This window comes from Amycolatopsis rhabdoformis (genome assembly GCF_035918295.1).
GTDB classification, from domain to species: domain Bacteria; phylum Actinomycetota; class Actinomycetes; order Mycobacteriales; family Pseudonocardiaceae; genus Amycolatopsis; species Amycolatopsis rhabdoformis.
In genome coordinates, this window is sequence record NZ_CP142149.1 from 8,301,295 (window position 1) to 8,317,812 (window position 16,518).

The 16,518-nt window shown below is 70.7% G+C and carries 20 protein-coding genes; 12 read left to right on the forward strand and 8 right to left on the reverse strand.

Annotation, left to right across the window (positions count from 1 at the left end):
• Positions 1-37 precede the first annotated feature (37 nt).
• Both VSH64_RS38315 and VSH64_RS38320 read right to left on the reverse strand, forming a co-directional pair.
• Positions 38-562 carry a ribbon-helix-helix protein, CopG family gene (locus VSH64_RS38315; RefSeq protein WP_326567638.1) on the reverse strand — a complete coding sequence of 175 codons (525 nt, stop codon included), beginning with the start codon at positions 560-562 and terminating at the stop codon, positions 38-40.
• 153 nt (positions 563-715) lie between these two features.
• The gene (locus tag VSH64_RS38320; protein WP_326567639.1) at positions 716-958 is read right to left on the reverse strand and encodes a hypothetical protein; all 243 of its coding nucleotides are present in this window, start codon (positions 956-958) and stop codon (positions 716-718) included.
• Between the two features lie 138 nt (positions 959-1,096).
• Here VSH64_RS38320 and VSH64_RS38325 point away from each other — a divergent pair, with 138 nt between their 5' ends.
• The 3 genes from VSH64_RS38325 to VSH64_RS38335 are packed head-to-tail and all read left to right on the forward strand — an operon-like array spanning position 1,097 to position 3,386.
• The gene (locus VSH64_RS38325; RefSeq protein ID WP_326567640.1) at positions 1,097-1,828 is read left to right on the forward strand and encodes an ESX secretion-associated protein EspG; all 732 of its coding nucleotides are present in this window, start codon (positions 1,097-1,099) and stop codon (positions 1,826-1,828) included.
• Between the two features lie 32 nt (positions 1,829-1,860).
• A complete protein-coding gene (locus VSH64_RS38330) occupies positions 1,861-2,289 on the forward strand; it encodes a hypothetical protein (RefSeq protein ID WP_326567641.1) in 429 nt (142 codons plus the stop codon).
• Entirely contained in the window at positions 2,286-3,386 is a 1,101-nt protein-coding gene (locus VSH64_RS38335) for a hypothetical protein (protein WP_326567642.1), read from the forward strand. Before VSH64_RS38330 ends, VSH64_RS38335 begins: the two co-directional genes overlap by 4 nt.
• A 65-nt stretch (positions 3,387-3,451) precedes the next feature.
• Here the strand turns inward: VSH64_RS38335 and glfT1 are convergent, their stop codons facing one another.
• The 3 genes from glfT1 to wzm are packed head-to-tail and all read right to left on the reverse strand — an operon-like array spanning position 3,452 to position 6,132.
• On the reverse strand, positions 3,452-4,360 hold the full coding sequence (glfT1, locus tag VSH64_RS38340) for a galactofuranosyltransferase GlfT1 (protein ID WP_326567643.1): 909 nt from the start codon (positions 4,358-4,360) through the stop codon (positions 3,452-3,454).
• Positions 4,360-5,175: a galactan export ABC transporter ATP-binding subunit Wzt/RfbE gene (wzt, locus tag VSH64_RS38345; RefSeq protein WP_326567644.1), complete on the reverse strand. Its 816-nt coding sequence runs from the start codon at positions 5,173-5,175 to the stop codon at positions 4,360-4,362. Before wzt ends, glfT1 begins: the two co-directional genes overlap by 1 nt.
• A 3-nt stretch (positions 5,176-5,178) precedes the next feature.
• Entirely contained in the window at positions 5,179-6,132 is a 954-nt protein-coding gene (wzm, locus tag VSH64_RS38350) for a galactan export ABC transporter permease subunit Wzm/RfbD (protein ID WP_326567645.1), read from the reverse strand.
• A gap of 145 nt (positions 6,133-6,277) precedes the next feature.
• Between wzm and VSH64_RS38355 the strand changes: the two genes are divergently transcribed.
• The 5 genes from VSH64_RS38355 to VSH64_RS38375 are packed head-to-tail and all read left to right on the forward strand — an operon-like array spanning position 6,278 to position 9,418.
• Positions 6,278-6,907 carry a hypothetical protein gene (locus VSH64_RS38355; RefSeq protein ID WP_326838144.1) on the forward strand — a complete coding sequence of 210 codons (630 nt, stop codon included), beginning with the start codon at positions 6,278-6,280 and terminating at the stop codon, positions 6,905-6,907.
• 34 nt (positions 6,908-6,941) lie between these two features.
• Positions 6,942-7,376: a hypothetical protein gene (locus tag VSH64_RS38360; RefSeq protein ID WP_326567646.1), complete on the forward strand. Its 435-nt coding sequence runs from the start codon at positions 6,942-6,944 to the stop codon at positions 7,374-7,376.
• The gene (locus VSH64_RS38365) at positions 7,373-7,834 is read left to right on the forward strand and encodes a GNAT family N-acetyltransferase (protein ID WP_326567647.1); all 462 of its coding nucleotides are present in this window, start codon (positions 7,373-7,375) and stop codon (positions 7,832-7,834) included. The genes VSH64_RS38360 and VSH64_RS38365 overlap by 4 nt, the downstream gene beginning before the upstream one ends.
• A gap of 32 nt (positions 7,835-7,866) precedes the next feature.
• Complete coding sequence (gene pseI, locus VSH64_RS38370) at positions 7,867-8,916, forward strand: pseudaminic acid synthase (protein ID WP_326567648.1); 1,050 nt, start codon at positions 7,867-7,869, stop codon at positions 8,914-8,916.
• A 10-nt stretch (positions 8,917-8,926) separates the two neighbouring features.
• The gene (locus VSH64_RS38375; protein WP_326567649.1) at positions 8,927-9,418 is read left to right on the forward strand and encodes a DUF4345 domain-containing protein; all 492 of its coding nucleotides are present in this window, start codon (positions 8,927-8,929) and stop codon (positions 9,416-9,418) included.
• Here VSH64_RS38375 and VSH64_RS38380 read toward each other — a convergent pair.
• Together VSH64_RS38380 and pseB are read right to left on the reverse strand one after the other, a co-directional pair.
• The gene (locus VSH64_RS38380; protein ID WP_326567650.1) at positions 9,322-10,458 is read right to left on the reverse strand and encodes a DegT/DnrJ/EryC1/StrS family aminotransferase; all 1,137 of its coding nucleotides are present in this window, start codon (positions 10,456-10,458) and stop codon (positions 9,322-9,324) included. The two genes, VSH64_RS38375 and VSH64_RS38380, sit on opposite strands and share 97 nt — an antisense overlap.
• Positions 10,451-11,434, reverse strand: coding sequence for a UDP-N-acetylglucosamine 4,6-dehydratase (inverting) (gene pseB, locus VSH64_RS38385; protein ID WP_326567651.1), 984 nt, complete (start codon positions 11,432-11,434; stop codon positions 10,451-10,453). Before pseB ends, VSH64_RS38380 begins: the two co-directional genes overlap by 8 nt.
• Positions 11,435-11,496: 62 nt before the next feature.
• On the opposite strand from pseB, the gene VSH64_RS38390 reads away from it, so the two are divergent.
• From VSH64_RS38390 to VSH64_RS38400, 3 genes are all read left to right on the forward strand, one after another.
• The gene (locus VSH64_RS38390; protein WP_326567652.1) at positions 11,497-12,234 is read left to right on the forward strand and encodes a glycosyltransferase family protein; all 738 of its coding nucleotides are present in this window, start codon (positions 11,497-11,499) and stop codon (positions 12,232-12,234) included.
• Entirely contained in the window at positions 12,231-13,211 is a 981-nt protein-coding gene (locus tag VSH64_RS38395; protein WP_326567653.1) for a spore coat protein, read from the forward strand. The genes VSH64_RS38390 and VSH64_RS38395 overlap by 4 nt, the downstream gene beginning before the upstream one ends.
• Before the next feature lie 85 nt (positions 13,212-13,296).
• Positions 13,297-14,439: an epoxide hydrolase family protein gene (locus VSH64_RS38400; RefSeq protein ID WP_326567654.1), complete on the forward strand. Its 1,143-nt coding sequence runs from the start codon at positions 13,297-13,299 to the stop codon at positions 14,437-14,439.
• Between the two features lie 183 nt (positions 14,440-14,622).
• On the opposite strand, the gene VSH64_RS38405 is transcribed toward VSH64_RS38400, so the two are convergent.
• Positions 14,623-15,201 (reverse strand): bacterial proteasome activator family protein, encoded by a 579-nt coding sequence (locus tag VSH64_RS38405; RefSeq protein ID WP_326567655.1) that lies wholly within the window; start codon positions 15,199-15,201, stop codon positions 14,623-14,625.
• 104 nt (positions 15,202-15,305) lie between these two features.
• On the opposite strand from VSH64_RS38405, the gene VSH64_RS38410 reads away from it, so the two are divergent.
• A complete protein-coding gene (locus tag VSH64_RS38410) occupies positions 15,306-16,505 on the forward strand; it encodes a cysteine desulfurase-like protein (RefSeq protein ID WP_326567656.1) in 1,200 nt (399 codons plus the stop codon).
• Positions 16,506-16,518: the final 13 nt, after the last annotated feature.

Below are 16,518 nucleotides of genomic sequence, written 5' to 3' on the forward strand. Positions count from 1 at the left end.
GGTCAGGGACGTGAGGTGAAGTGGTGCTGAAAAGGGGTTAGCGGACCCAGCCGGTGAAGCTCTGCTTCGTCCGCTTGCCGCTGTCGCGCGGTTCGGCGCGCTGGTCGCGGTCGGTGCGCTGCAGGGCCGTGGCGGCCGCCCGCACGAGCCAGGCGTTGACCGAACGCCCTTCCTTGCCCGCGGCCTCTTCCACGGCGGCCTTGAGCTGTTCGGGCAGGCGCACGTTGATGCGCGCGGCGGGGCCGTCTTCGGCGATCAGCAGCTCGCTCTCGGGCGCTGCCGAGGTGGGTTCTTCGGCCGCGACCTCGATCGGCGCGGACGGCGGCGTGGTCACGACGAAGTTCGGGTCGCGGCCACGCAGGCGCAGCTCGACCGAACCCGGCGCCAGGTCGCGGGTGATCTCGTCGGCAGCGGCCGACAGCGCGTCGAGCAGCGTCATCCGGATGGCCGACTCGAGCGACCCGGTCAGCCGCTCGACCAGCTCACGCGACTCTTCGCCGCCCGCTTCGGCCAGCGTGGCGAACTCTCGTCCGAGGTTGCTGACGTACGTGGTCAAGTCCATGGCACAACTATGGCACACGTATGGCACCACTGCAATGCCAAGTTGGCTCAGATTTGTGCCACGGTGGCTCGGGGTGGCGCCGAAACGAAAAAAGCGCAGGTCAGAGCCGAGTGACCCTGACCTGCGCGGTGGAGCAGCTCTCCGGCCGGCGCGCTAGACCGACAGCCCGAACTTGCCCTTTCGGCTCAGATCGTCGACGTACGCGGCGGCGACGTGGACGAAGTTCACCGACACGGTGTTGCCGTCGCGCGTGTGCACGGAGTGGACCCCGCCGTGCTTGAGCAGATCGGGGATTTTCTCCTCCGCGGCAGCGGCGTCCTCGGCCGTGAGCGGGAAGAGCAGCGGTTCGCCACCGGAAGCCAGGTGCAGTACGAGCGCGGGTTTCGGATCAGCCATGCCCCCATGCCACCAGCGCCCGATCACCGGCGGCAAGCGGGTTCGCGCACAGCGGAGCACCTCGCCCGGTCCGGGTGCGGCGCCGGCGTGGCGTCGGCTAGCGTTTTGGTGTCGCGGAAACCGACTTAGGGACGGACGATGCCGTACTCGTTCACGCTCTCACCCGCGGCGGTGGACCTGTTGCTGGAGCAGCAGGGGCTCGGCCGCGCGCCGGCGCCGTTCGCGGTGCCGCACATCGGCATCACCGGCCAGGAACGCGCGGGGGTGCGCGAAGCCGTGCTGCGCGACCTCGGCAACCGGGGCCTGGTGCACCGCGGTTACCTCGACGACGACCTGGAGCTGGCGCTCACCACGTTCGCGCGCGGCCGGTTCGTGGTCACGGCGACGGCGCAGCTGGACGGCGGGCAACTGTTCGCCCGCGTCGCGTCCACCGGCGAGCAGGCCGTGCTCGTGAAGCAGGACGGCGGAATGCTCGTGTTCGAGCAGATCCGCCCGACCGGGGTCGTGCCGGCGCTGGTCGACCTGCTGCCGCCCGGCACCGCCGCGCCCGGCCAGTCGGTCACCATCACGCGTCCGGCGAAGCAGCCGCGCCGCGACGGCTACGACCCGTTCGCAGCGTCGAGCGCGCCGCGCAACCCGCAGCTCCGGTCGGTCGAGCGGATCTTCGAGAAGCCGCGGCTGCGCGTCGGGCAGTTCACGGTGGGCTCGCAGCCGCCGCTCGTGTGGTTCGACACCGAGCTGGGCCGCTACCTGCTCACCACCCGCGTGGCCGGCGACGGCCAGCGCTGGCTCACCTACGCGCCGGCCGACAACAACCGGCTCGCGCAGCAGCTCTTCACGCAGGTAGAGGCGTATTCCGCAAACGCCTGACCGCGGCCGGTCGCATCAGTACACTCCGAATCATGACCTTGGTGGAGCCGGGACAGGTCGTCGGCCTGGACCCGAAGGCCGTCGCTGCCGCCGCGGCCGAAACGACGAAACTCGTGAACGCCGCGAAGTCGGGCAGCTTCACCATCTCCGGTGAAGCGCTCGAGGATCTGCGCCAGGCACTGTCCGACATGGTCACGCGCGTCGACCGGCTCACCGGTTCCACGGCCGCGCTCGACCAGGCTCCGCAGCTCGGGAGCCACCCGTACGGGCACGCGGTGGCCGCCCACGACCTCAAGGCCGCCTCGCAGGACACCGGCTCGATGCGGGCGGTCCTGGGGCAGTTCCGCACCGTGCTCACGCAGGCGGACGAAGCACTGGCCCGCGCCGGCGGCGTCTACCGCACCGGTGAGGACAGCGCGGTCGACGCGCACGCCGCGCACAAGACGGGGGACCTCGCATGACCGCGCCGCAGCCGGGCCTCGAGCCGTCCGACGCCGACTACCTCGGCCACACCCACGAGCAGCTGAAGCAGTTCGTGACCACGAACCTCGACGTGAACCAGGTCTCGAGCGTCTCCGCCGCGTACACCGACGTCACGAAGGCCTTCGACGACTTCGCCACGCAGCTCAGCGACGCCGTGAACAAGTCCAAGGGCTCGTGGGAAGGCAGCGCGGCCGAGAGCGCGCAGGCCTACTTCGCCACGCTCGGCACGTGGGCCGACGCCACGGCGCAGAACGCGAAGCTCGCCGCGCAGACCATCGACGACCAGGGCACGGCCGCGCAGCACGCGCGCAACGCCATGACCGAGCCCGTGCCGTTCGACTGGACCGACGAGATGGGCAGGTGGACCGCCGCCGGCCCGTTCGACCTCGGTGACACGGTCGACAAGTCGCTGAAGAAGCAGCAGGACAGCCAGTCGGCCCACGAGCAGGCCGCGCAGGTGATGACGAACTACGACCAGTCCCTGCACGAGGCCGCCTCGAAGCAGCCGGTGTTCGCCGACCCGCCGAAGTTCGGCGCGGGCGAAGTCACCACCGCCTCGGCCGTGCTGCCCACTGGCTCCGGGTCCACCGACCACCAGAGCGGTGGCGGCGGCGCCGACTCCGGCGGCCAGGTTTCGGCCGCGCCGAGCCAGATCACCGGTTCCGGCCACGTGCCGCCGCCCGCCCCGAACTCGGCCACCACCGCGGCGGCCGCGCCCGCGGCGGCTCAGGCACCGGGCGCCGGCGCGGGTGGCGCCGGCGGCGCCATGCCCATGGGCGGGATGCCGATGGGTGGCATGGCCGGCGGTGGTGGCGGTTTCGGCGCCGACGAGGAGTACCAGTCGAAGTTCAGCCGCGGCGGCAGCTTCGGCCCGGGTGAAGGTGCGGCTCCGGGTGGCGCCGCGTCGGGCCTGAGCGGCGCGCCCGCGCGGGCCGGCATGGGCATGGGGATGGGCGGCGGTGCCGCGCGCTACGAAGAGGACGAAGCCGACGGCTCGCGCTTCTTCTCCCATGTGGACGAAGACAGCGAGTACGCCGGCGACCTGCGAGCCGCTCCGCCGGTGATCGGGGAATAGCCCAAAACCGCGAAGGGCGCCTTGAGATCCCTCAAGGCGCCCTTCGCGGTTTGATCAGGAGCTGCTCAGTAGCGGTAGAACTTCTCCGCCCGGCCCTGGCGCACCAGCTTCAGCCACTGCAGGAAGGCCTTCGGGTCGCGCTTCACGCCCACGAAGTACAGCCCGAAGCGGATCACTTCCAGGGCGCCGATCTTGCGCATGCCCGGCTGCGAAAGCAGGTAACCGCGGTTGCGGTAGGTGTAGTAGCGCTTGACCTCGTTTTCGGGGTCCTGCGCGTGGAACTTCCCGCCCAGCATGGGTTTGAACTCGTCCGAGCCGTCGGGGTGCAGGTAGGTCGTGCGCAGCGACGTGCCGAACGGCAGGCCCGAGCGCACGAGCCGGCGGTGCAGTTCCACCTCGTCGCCGCGGAAGAACAGCCGCAGGTCCGGCACCCCGGTCACGTCCAAAGTGGACGCGCGGAACAAGGCGCCGTTCATGAGCGAAGCGATGCCCGGCAGGAAGTCCGTGCCCAGCTCTGCCGACGAACGCTTCCACGTGAGCCCGCGCCGCAGCGGAAACGCGAGCTTGGCCGGCGCGTTGATGTTCGCCACCACCGGCGAGATCTCCGCGAGGCCGCGCTTTTCGGCTTCCTCCAAGAGGATCTGCAGCACGTTCTCGTCCGCGGGCCGGCCGTCGTCGTCGGCGAGCCACACCCACTCGGCGCCGAGCGCCAGCGCGTGGAGCATGCCGAGCGCGAACCCGCCCGCGCCACCGAGGTTGCGGTGCGAGGGCAGGTACGTGTGCGGCAGCGGGTACGCCTCCACGACGTCGCGAGCCGACTGGTCCGGACCGTTGTCCACCACCACGAGGTGGTCGACGGGCCGCGTCTGCGCGGCGATGATCTTCAGCGAGTCCGCGAGCAGCTCACGACGGTGGCGCGTCACCACCACGCCGACCACGGCGCCCTCGGGCAGCTGCTGGGTCTCGCTGGTCATCATTCCCCGCCGTTCTTCGTGCCCACGGGCTCGATGCCGAGCCGCTCCAGGCCTTCCTGGCTCATGTTCTCGAACGGGTCGCGGCCCTTGTAGCCGGTGAGGACCTCACGCAGCGAACCCTGCTGCTTGACGTTGCCCTCGTCCATCCAGATGGCGGAGTCGCACAGCTCGAAGAGGAATTCGTCGGAGTGGCTCGCGAACACCAGGATGCCGGAGCGCTTCACCAGGTCCTTGAGGCGGTCGCGCGCCTTGTTGAGGAACGCGGCGTCGACCGCGCCAATGCCTTCGTCGAGGATCAGGATCTCGGGGTCGATCGAGGTCACGACACCCAGCGCCAGGCGCACGCGCATACCGGTGGAGTAGGTGCGCAGCGGCATCTGCAGGTAGTCGCCGAGCTCGGTGAACTCCGCGATGTCGTCCACCCGCTTCTCCATCTCCTTGGCGGTCATGCCGAGGAAGAGGCCGCGGATGATGATGTTCTCGACGCCGGAGATCTCGGGGTCCATCCCGATCCCCAGGTCGAACACCGGCGCGATCTTGCCCGCGATCTTGGCGGAACCCCGGGTGGGCTCGTAGATACCGGCGAGCAGGCGCAGCAGCGTGGACTTGCCGGCACCGTTGTGGCCGACGAGGCCCACGCGGTCGCCCTCGCGCAGCTTCAGGGTCACGTCGTGCAGCGCCTCGATGATCGGCACCTTCTGGTCCGTGCCGATCTTGCCGCCGACCTTGCCGAGCACGCGCTTCTTCATCGACCGCGTCTTCGCGTCGAAGATCGGGAAGTCGACGAACGCGTGGTGAACGTCAATGCTGACCATGTGTCACACCCAATACGAGACGCGAGAGCGGTAATTGCGCATGGCCACGAGCGCGAGCCCCCAGCCGATGATGGTCATGGCACCCACCACGACCCAGCTGGTCCAGGTCACGGTCTGCCCGATCAACGGCGCGCGCACCACCTGCATGTAGTGGTACAGCGGGTTGGCCTTGATGAACGGCAGCGCCCACGACGCACCGTCACGCGCCCCGCCCGACAGCAGCTGGTCGACCGGCCACACAATCGGCGTGCCGTAGAACAGCAGCTGGATCAGGGAGTTGATGACCTGCGGGATGTCGCGGAAGCGCGTGGAGATGATGCCCAGCAGCAGCGCGGCCCAGCCGGCGGTGAGCGCCAGCAGGATGAAGCCCGGGATCGCGAGGAGGATGTTCCAGCTCAGGCCGGGGTGGCAGAACTTGTCGGGCACGCACTCGCCGTTCGGCGTGCCGAGCGAGTAGGGCCCGTCGAGGGCGCCGAAGAAGATGATCAGCAGCACGACGTACACGACCATGTTGTGCGCCAGCATCAGCGTCTGCCGCCACACCGTGCGCAGCACGTAGACGCTCAGCGGCGCGGGGAGCTGTTTGATCATCCCCTCGTTCGCGATGAACGACTCCATGCCTTCACTCAGGCACCCCTGGATGAAACCCCAGATGATGAACCCGGTGGACAGGTAGGGAAGGAACACCTCGATCGGCGTGTGGAACAGCTGTGAATACAGCAGCCCCAGTCCCAGCGCGATGACCGCCTGGCTGATCGTGATCCAGAACGGCCCGATGATGGACCGGCGGTACCGCTGCTTGATGTCCTGCCAACCCAGGTGGGTCCACAGCTCACGCGCCGCGACACCCTCCCTGATGTCGGCGATCGCCCTGGCGAACGTCTTCCGGTCCGACGCAGGTGGCATCGGCATCGAGACCTCGGGTTCGGCTACGTGAACCGTGCTGGTGGCATGCACGTGGACGAGGGTACCGATCGGACGTCTCGTGCTCGGGACGCCCCGGCCCAGCCGGGTGGAGCAGCTTGTCGATGCCGCACCGAACACGCGGTGTGTCCTGGTAGTTTCTTGCCCCATGACTGCTGCTCTCGGTGCGGCGAGCCTGATGGTCGACCTCTTGTCGGCGTACGCCGATCGTCCCGACCCCAAGTCGGTGGCGGTCGTCGGCAACCAGCCGCTGGGCCCGGACCCGGCTCGGGCCAAGGCCGTGGACGACTGTGATCTCGTGATCCGCGTCAACGGTTTCGTCGTCGACGAGCCGGACGGTCCGGAAGTGACCGGGCGCAAGGTCCACACCGTGGTGTTCAACCGCGCCGTGCGGGCCACTCGCCACGTTTTCCGCGACTACCGCAGCCGTCTCTACCTGCTGGTGGAGCCGGGCCGCCTGCACTGGGAGCCCGAGGCACTGCCGGGCTGGTGGCCCGCCGACCTGGGGTTCGTGCCGGTGTCCAACCGCGAGGTCGTACTGCCGCTGTCCGACGCGCTCGGCCTGCCGACGCGCACGGAGTCGACGTGGTCGACCACGGGCACGCTCGCGGCCTGGATCGCGCGCACGTCGTTCCCCGACGCGCAGCTGGTCCTGACCGGGTTCTCCTTCATCGACAACCCGAACCAGACTTCGTGGGAGCACGCCGCCGGCGACTCCTGCATCGTCGGTCCCGAGCACCAGATCGCCGCCGAGGGCAGGCTGCTGGACTCGTGGACGCGCGACGGCAGCACGCTTCTGCTGCGCTGACCCAGTTTTTCCGAATTCCGAAGGAACCTTCGCCATGGCCGTTCAGAAGATCCGCTCCGGTCTGTTCAACCGGATCGCCCGGCTCATCGACTTCCGCATCGAAGAGCGCACCCGTGACCTCAACCACCGCGTGAACGAGCTCGAGCACGCGACCGCGGATCACCGCCGCCGGCTCGACGCGGCCGAGTCGAGCGTGGAGCACGCCCGCGGCGACCTGCTGTGGACCCGCGCCGAGCTCGACCGGATCATCCCGCACATCGCCGCGCAGGAAGCGCAGCTCGAAACGCTGCGCGAGACGATGGTGATGGTGCCGCGCGCCGACACCGCCGAGATCGCCGAGGCCAGGTCGCTGATCGAGGAGATCCAGCGCCAGCACGCGCAGATCCGCGTCCGCCTCGCCGGCATCGCGCGGTACGAGGACCGGCTGCGCCGCCTCGAGGACAACCGCCTGGCGCCGTCGGCCCAGTGAGCCCGCTGGCGGCTCGCGAGGCCACCGACGCCGACGCCGAGCTGCTGCTGGCCTGGCGCAACGACCCGCGCACCCGGCAGGCCTCGCGGTCGAGCGGCGTGATCGACCTGGCCGACCACCTGCGGTGGTTGCGGGGGGTGCTCGCTTCGCCGGACCGGGTGCTCCTGGTGGTGTCCGAGGACGCCGGACCGGTGGGCACCGTCCGGTTCGACCGGGAGGCGCCGGGGGAGTGGGAAGTGAGCATCACGCTGGCACCGGAGAGCCGGGGCCGCGGGTTGTCGCGCGCGGTGCTCGCCGAGGGTGAGCGTTGGCTTTCCGAGAGTCATGAGGTGCACGTGGTTCTGGCCGCGGTGCACGAGGACAACGCGGCGTCGGCGGCGTTGTTCGAACGCTCGGGGTACGTCGAGTCGGCGCCCGCCGAGGACGGCTTCCGGTGGCTGCGCAAGACTCGGGGGTGACCCGCACGCGCACCACCGGGAGGACGCCACCCATGTCCGAAGTCCGCATCGGCGCCCACACGCTCGGCCCGGACCGCCCGCCGTTCGTGATCGCCGAGATGTCCGGCAACCACAACGGCGACCTCGACCGCGCCCTGGCGATCGTCGACGCGATCGCCGACGCCGGCGCGCAGGCGGTGAAGCTGCAGACCTACCGCCCCGACACGATCACCATCGACGTCGACGGCCCCGCCTTCCGCATCGGCGACGGGCATTCCCTTTGGGGCGGGGAAAATCTGTACAAGCTGTACGAAAAGGCCCACACCCCTTGGGAGTGGCACAAACCTATTTTCGAGCGCGCCCGATCCCGCGGCCTGGAGGCGTTTTCCAGCCCGTTCGACCCGACGGCCGTGGAGCTGCTGGAATCGCTGGACGCGCCCGCGTACAAGATCGCGTCGTCGGAGATCGTCGACCTGCCGCTGATCGACCTGTGTGCCCGCACCGGCAAGCCGCTCATCATCTCGACCGGCATGGCGAGCGTCGCGGAGATCGACGCGGCCGTGCGCACCGCGCGCGACGCCGGCAACGACCAGCTCGTGGTGCTCGGCTGCACGGCCAGCTACCCGGCTTCCCCCGCCGAAAGCAATCTGCGCGGCCTGCCCGTGCTGGCGGGTGTCACCGGCACCTTGGTGGGCCTGTCCGACCACACGCCCGGCATCGGCGCCCCGCTGGCCGCGGTCGCGCTGGGCGCGGTCGCCATCGAAAAGCACGTGACCCTGGCCCGCGCCGACGGTGGCGTGGACTCGGAGTTTTCACTGGAGCCCGCGGAGCTGGCCGCGCTCGTGGTCGAAAGCCACCGCGCCTGGGAAGCCCTCGGCCGCGCGGTCATCGGCCCGCGCGAGAGCGAAAAGGAAGGGCTGCGGCTGCGGCGCTCCCTGTACGTCGTGGAAGACGTGCGCGCGGGCGACGAGGTCACCACCGCGAACGTCCGCTCGATCCGCCCCGCCGGCGGCCTGGCGCCGGGCGAGATCACGACGGTGCTGGGCCGTACCTTCCGCGTGGATGCCGCGAAAGGCACCGCTCTGACGTGGGATCTGATCTAGCCTCAGCCGCATGGCACGGGCGAAGTCACGCAAGGCGTTGCTGGTGGTCCTCGGCGCCCTCGGCGCGATCCCGGTCGCGAGCGGCCTCACGGCCATCCTCGGCGGCCCCGAGCGCGCCCCGGGCGGCGCCCCGGCCACGCCCAGCGTCGACAGCGAATACCGCTTCGTGAACACCTTCTGGACCGCGGCCGGCCTCGTGCTCTGGTGGTCGATCCGCCGCCCGGACCAACGCTCGACGACCACCCGGCTCGTCCTCGCCACCGCCGCGGCCGGCGGCGTGCCCCGCCTGATCTCGGCACGCCGCACGGGCGCCCCGCACCCGGTCTTCCGCGCGGCGACGGTGCTGGAGCTGCTCGTGCTGCCGGTGGTGCTGGTGTGGCACGCGGTGGTGGTGCGGGGTGAGGGTCAGGCTCCGAAGAAGCCCCGCACCCCATCCACAACCCGATCCACATCCGCGTCCGTCAGTGACGGGAACAGGGGCAGCGACAGCTCCTGCTCGTAGTACGCCTCGGCGTTCGGGCACAGGCCGCGGCGGTAGCCGAGGTCCTCGAAGACCGGGTGCCAGTAGGCGGGGATGTAGTTGACCTGCACGCCGATGCCCAGACCACGCAGGTGGTCGAACAACGCGCGCCGGCGGCCGGCGAGGACGCGTAGCGGGTACAGGTGCCACACGGGGTCCGCGCCGGGGCGGGACGGGGGAGTGAGCACGCCGTCGACGTCGGCGAGGGCGGCGTTGTAGCGCGCGTGGATTTCGGCGCGGCGCTTCTTGAACTCGGCCAAGCGCGTGAGCTGGCTGCTGCCCAGGGCGCAGAGCACGTCGGGGAGACGGTAGTTCAGGCCGAACTCGTGCACTTCCTGGTGCCACGCGCCTTCGTCCGGGTAGCGCTGCTTCGTCTTGTCGCGCACGAGGCCGTGGTTGCGGAACGCCTGGGCGCGGGCGAGCAGCTCCGGCGAAGCCGTGACGACGGCGCCGCCCTCGGCCGTGGTGAGGTTCTTGGTGGGGAAGAACGAGAACGTGGTGAGGTCGGCGAGCGAGCCGACCGGCCGGCCTTGCCAGGCGCCGCCGACGGAGTGCGCGGCGTCTTCCAGGAGCAGGGCGCCGGCGTTGTGCGCGACCTCGGCCAGGGCGTCCAGCTCGGCGGGGTGGCCGGCGTAGTCGACGGCCGCCACGACCTTCGTCCGCTCGCCGACGAGAGCGGCCGCCGCGTCGACGGACAGGTTTCCGGTGTCCGGCTCGACGTCGGCGAACAGCACCTTCGCGCCGTGCAGTGCCGCCGTGGCCGCGGTGGCCACGAACGTCATCGGCGACGCCACGACCTCGTCACCCGGGCCCACCGCAGCGGCCGCGTACGCGACGTGCAGCGCGGCGGTGCCCGAAGTCACCGCGACGGCGGGCACACCACCGGTGTGCAGGGCGAGGTCGGCCTCGAACCGCGCGACGGCGGGCCCGGTCGTGAGCCAGTCGCCCCGCAGCACCTCCGTGACGGCGGCGATGTCCTCGTCGGTCACGGACTGCCGCCCGTACGGCAGGAAGTCAGGCATACTGCTCGACCAGCTTGCGCAGTTCGTCCGCTTCGAGCCAGAGGTCGTTGGTGTCCGAGCGGTACGCGAAGCCCTCCGACATCGGCTTGCCGTCGGCCGGTGGCTCGTAACCCCAGCCCGCGAGGTGCGGCTGCACCACGTACCGGTCCGGCAGCTGCACGGTCCGGCGCGCGTCGTCGGGCGCGATCATCTCCTCGTGCAGCTTCTCGCCGGGCCGCACACCCACCTCGTGCATCGGCGAACCCGGCGCGATGGCCTGCGCGAGGTCGACCAGTCGCATGCTCGGGATCCGCGGCACGTAGAGCTCGCCGCCGTGCATCTGGTCGAACGAATCGACCACGAACTGCACGGCCTGCGGCAGCGTGATCCAGAACCGGGTCATGTCCTTGTGCGTGATCGGCAGCGACTCGCCCTGCTCGGCGAGCTTGCGGAAGAACGGGATCACGCTGCCGCGCGAGCCCATCACGTTGCCGTAGCGCACCACGGAGAACCGCGTGACGTGCGCGGCCGCGTAGTGGTTGCCGCTGATGAACATGCGGTCGGCGCACAGCTTGGTGGCGCCGTAGAGGTTGATCGGGCTCGACGCCTTGTCCGTGGACAGCGCGACGACCTTCTTCACGCCCGTGTCGATCGCCGCTTCGATCACGTTCTGCGAGCCCATGACATTGGTCTGGACGAACTCGAACGGGTTGTACTCACCCGTGTCCACCTGCTTGAGCGCCGCGGCGTGCACGACGTAGTCGACGCCGTGCATGGCGCGCTCGAGCCGACGGCGGTCGCGGACGTCGCCGATGAACCAGCGCAGCCGCGGGTCGTCGTTGAACAGCTGGCGCGCTTCGTACTGCTTCAGCTCGTCGCGGGAGAGCACCACGAGCCGGCTGGGGTTCAGTTCGGCGAGCGCGTGGCTGATGAACGCTTTGCCGAACGAGCCGGTCCCGCCCGTGAGCAGGATGCTGGAGCCAGCCAGCTCGGACATCGATGACCTCCGTGGTCGGGGTACTGGGTCCTGGCGCATTGCCGCAGGCCATCATGTCACCCATGCGTGAAGGCCTCGGCGTCAACGCCGTGATCCAGGCCCGGTCCTCGTCCACGCGGCTGCCGGGCAAGGTGCTGCGGCCGCTCGCCGGGCGCACTGTTCTCGGCTGGGTGGTGCGGGCGGCGGCCGCCGCTCCCGGTGTGGACCAGGTGGTGGTCGCCACGTCGGACGCGGCCGACGACGACGCCGTGGCTCTCGAAGCGCAGCGCTGCGGTGCGCTGGTCGCGCGTGGCCCGCTCGACGACGTGGTGGCGCGCTTCGGTGTCGCCCTGGCGAGCCACCCGGCCGACGCGGTGATCCGGCTCACCGCCGACTGCCCCCTGCTCGATCCGGCGCTGATCGGGCGGCTGGCGGCGGTGTGGCGCGCGGAACCGTCGCTGGACTACGTGAGCACCACGCTCGTCCGCACGTTGCCGCGCGGGTTCGACGCGGAGCTGGTGCGGGCCGAGGTGCTCGCGGAGCAGGTCGCGGAGGCGACCGGCGCGGACCGCGAGCACGTGACATCGGCGATCTACCGGCAGCCGGAGCGCTATTCGTGCACCGGCGTGGTGGTGAGCCCGCCGGCCGACGACCTGCGCGTGACCCTCGACACCGCGGAGGACTGGGAGCTGATCTCGGCCGTCGTCGAGGCGCTGGGTGATCGCCCGGCGTCCTGGCGCTCGGTGGTGGCGCTGTTGCGCTCGCGGCCGGACCTGGTGGCGCTCAACGCGCACGTCGAGCAGAAGAAGCTCGGCCAGTGAAGCTGCTGCTGCGGGCGGACGCGTCCTCGACGATCGGTGCGGGCCACATCTCGCGGGTTGTCGCGTACGCCGAGCGCGCCGTCGTCCGCGGCTGGGACGTGGCTTTCGCCGGCGCCACGGACAACGCGGACTGGCTGGCTTCGCGCTTCGACGAGCTTTCCGTCGAACGTCTGCCGGTCGCGCCCTGGGATTCGCTCGCCGCCGGCTTCGACGCGGTGCTCGTGGACCACTACGGCCTCGGCGACCTGCGCGGCGAGGTCAACCGCGCGGGCGCGCTGCTCGTGTCCATCGAGGACGACACCTTCGGCCGCCGCTCCGCCGACGTCGTAGTCGACGCGGGGTTCACGCCCGCACCGCGCCCCGTGGACGGTTCCCGCGTGCTGCTGCGGGGCATCGAGTACACGGCGCTGCGTTCGGTGGTCCTGGCGGCGCGGGCCCGCCGGTTGGCCGCGGCGTCCTCGACGCCCCACGTCACCGTTGTTCTGGGTGGTGGCGCGGAATGGTCGGAGACGGTGGGCCTGCTGCTCAGCGCCCTGGCCGCCACCGGCCTGCCCTTCTCAGCCGACGCGTTGGTCCGGGGCGAGCCCCCGGTGCCGGTTCTGGCCGAGGGGCAGTCCGTCCGCGTCGCCGCGCCGCACCCGGGCCTGCTCGATCTTCTGGCCACCACGGACGTCGCCGTGAGCGCCACCGGCGTCACGTTCCTGGAACTGTGCTGCCTCGGCATCCCGACGGCGGCGGTGCAACTGGTGGACAACCAGGGACCCGGCTACCGGGCGGCCGTCGACCTCGGGCTGGCCGCGGGGCTGGGCGACGCGGGTTCACTGCCGGACCGCCTGCCGGCCGTCACTTCCGCGTTGAAGGAGCTGTTGTCGGACGCCGGTCTGCGGGCCGCTTTGTCGGCCGCCGCCGCGTCTACTGTGGACGGACTCGGCGCGGATCGGGTGCTGGACGTGATCGCCGCGAGCCGGGGGATCTGACGGATTTCCCAAGTGTTTTCCGGGCACCCGCTGTTTCGGGTGATTGAGGACAGTCGTTGTCCTCGACGGGTTTTAGCTTGGGTTCATGGACCTCACCCCGTTCCGCGTAGCCGTCCCCCAAGTCGACCTCGACGAGCTCCACGAGCGGCTGGCCCGTACGCGCTGGCCGGATCAGCCCGAGGGCGTCGGCTGGGAGCTCGGGATTCCGGTGGACGAGGTGCGCGAGCTGGCGGAGCACTGGCGCCTGCGTTTCGACTGGCGCGCGGCCGAGGAGCGGCTCAACGGGTTCCCGCAGTTCACCACCGAGATCGACGGCGCGCGGGTGCACTTCCTCCACGTCCGCTCGCCGGAGGAGGGCGCCACGCCGCTGCTGCTCACGCACGGCTGGCCCGGCTCGATCGTCGAGTTCCTGGACGTGATCGGGCCGCTCACCGACCCCCGCGCGTACGGCGGGGACCCGCGGCAGGCGTTCCACGTGGTCGTGCCCTCGATCCCCGGCTTCGCGTTCTCCGGGCCGACCCGCGACCGCAGCTGGGGGCCGGCCCGCGGGGCGCGCGCGTGGGCCGCGCTGATGACCGCGCTGGGCTACGAGCGCTTCGGCACTCACGGCGGCGACTGGGGTGCGCTGATCTCGCGGGAGCTGGGGGTGCAGTTTCCGTCGCGGGTGCTCGGGGTGCACGTGACGATGCTGCCCACCGCCGTCGCGCGGTCGGCGGCTGATCTGGCCGGGTTGACGGGCGCCGAGCTGGCTCGGGGTGAGCGCTCCCTCGCGAAGTCCGAGGCCTTCCAGGCCACCGGGACCGGCTACGCGATCATCCAGTCGACCAAGCCGCAAACGCTTGCGTACGGCCTCACCGACTCACCCGCGGGCCAGCTGGCGTGGATCGCGGAGAAGTTCCGCTCGTTCTCGAACGCCGTCGGCGACCTCATCGACCGCGACGACCTGCTCACCGACGTGTCGATCTACTGGTTCACCCGCACGGCCAACTCGTCGGCCCGCATCTACGCCGCCCTCGAAGGCCCCTGGGGCGCGCCCTTGCCGACGTCCACCGTGCCCACGGGCGTCGCGAGCTTCCCCGACGACATCGGGTTGCCCCTGCGCTCGCTCGCCGAACGCGCCGACCACATCGTCCACTGGACCGACCTGCCCCGCGGCGGCCACTTCCCGGCTCTCGAAGAACCGGACGCGCTGATCGAGGACATCCGGACGTTCTTCGGCAGCCTCTGAACTGGGGGTGCGAACGGTCCCCTCGCGTCGAGCCGCGACCGTGAGGGGACCGTTCGCGATCACCAAGACCAACCGCCGCGCCACCTCAAGAATGCGTGAAAATTCAGACAGCCCCAAAACCGCGAAAGGGACCTCCCGCACCCCGGAAGGCCCCTCCCTCGTCAACCCGAAACCGGGCCAACCTCACAAATACTGACCAGTCCCGCTGATCCCCGGCCCCCGGCCTTCGCCACCGGGCACGATCCCGCCGCCCGGCATCCCCGACGACCCGGCCGGCAACCCGCGCCGCATCTGCTCCAGCTGCACCCGCGCGGCCATCTGCTGCGCGAACAGAGCGGTCTGGATGCCGTGGAACAGCCCCTCCAGCCAGCCCACCAGCTGCGCCTGCGCGATCCGCAGCTCGGCGTCCGAGGGGGTGGAGTCGTCGGTGAACGGGTGCACCAGGCGTTCCAGCTCTTCGCGCAGCTCGGGCGCCAGGGCCTGCTGCAGTTCCCGCACCGAGTTCTGGTGGATCTCGCGCACCCGGTTGCGGCTGGCGTCGTCCAGCGGGGCGGCCCGGACTTCTTCCAGGAGCTGCTTGATCATCGTGCCGATGCGCATGACCTTGGCCGGCTCTTCGACCAGCTCGCCCACGGCTTCGTCACCTTCGATCGAAGGCGCGGGGGAGCCGACCGGGACCCCGTCGGGGCCGACGACCACCACGTGGGGGGTCGGCTCGCTGTCGGAAGTCTGCCGGAAGTTCGGCTCACTCATGTGCTTCATCTCCGTCAAGAGTCGCTTGCGTCCATCCCGAGCCTAGCGACTTCGCGGCACGCCGCACCCAACCCGGCGGTAACCGCTAAACCGCACGTCCGTACGGTGTCACCATGGCGTTCGACGTCGCTCGTATCCGTGGGTTGTTCCCCGCGCTGGGTGACGGCTGGATTCACTTCGACGGCGCCGCCGGAATGCTGGTCCCGGAACAGGTCGCTTCGGCCGTTTCGACGGCCATGCGTGCCCCGGTGTCCGGGCCGGGGGGAGCGTTTCCGGCCTCACAGCGTGCGGAGAGCATTGTCACCGCGGCCAGGCGGGCCGTGGCAGATCTGGTCGGGGCGGACCCGGCTGCCGTCGTGCTCGGACCGAGCGCGCCGGTGATGCTGCGCCGGCTCGTCGACGCGCTCGCGGAGCGCTGGACGATCGGCGACGAGGTCGTGGTGTCCCGGCTCGACGAGGAAGCGAACCTCGCGCCGTGGCAGCGCGCCGCGAAGCGCGTGGGCGCGGTCGTGCGCTGGGGCGAGATCGACATCGAGACTTGTGAGCTGCCGGCGTGGCAGTACGAGAACCTGGTGTCCGCGCGCACCAAGGCCGTCACGGTCACGCTCGCGTCGGGTTCGGTCGGCACGCGTCCCGACGTGCCCACGGTGATCGAGTTCGCCAAGCGCGTCGGCGCGCTGGTGGTGGTGGACGCGACGTACGCGGCCCCCTTCGTGCCGCTCGACCTGGCCGAGCTGGGTGCCGACGTCATGGTCGTCTCCGCGCAGGCGTGGGGCGGCCCGTCGGTGGGCGCGCTCGTGTTCCGCGACCCCGAGATGCTCGAACGCATCCCGTCGGCTTCGCTCGACCCGGCCGCCCGCGGCGCCGCGCGTCTCGAGCTCGGGCCCCACGCGTATCCGCTGCTCGCGGGCCTCGTCGCCTCGATCGACTACCTCGCCGGCCTCGACGACGCCGCCGCCGGCTCGCGCCGCGAACGCCTCGTCACGTCGCTCGGCTCGGCCAAGTCGTACCACGCGGGCCTGCTCGCGCAGCTGTCCACGGAGCTGCGCTCGCTGCGCCACGTGATGGTGATCGGCGACGCGATGCGCCGCATCCCCGCGCTCGCTTTCGCCGTGCAGGGCAAGAAATCGCCGGAAGTCGCCGAGTACCTGGCGTCGCAGGGCCTGTGCGCCTTCGCCGACGACGGCTCGGCCGGCGTGTTCGCCTCGCTCGGCGTCGGCGAGGTGGGCGGAGCGGTGCGCATCGGGCTCGCGCACTACTCCAACGTCTTCGAGATCAACCAGCTGGTGCGGGTCCTCGAAGAGCTGCGCTGAACCCAGCGCAGCT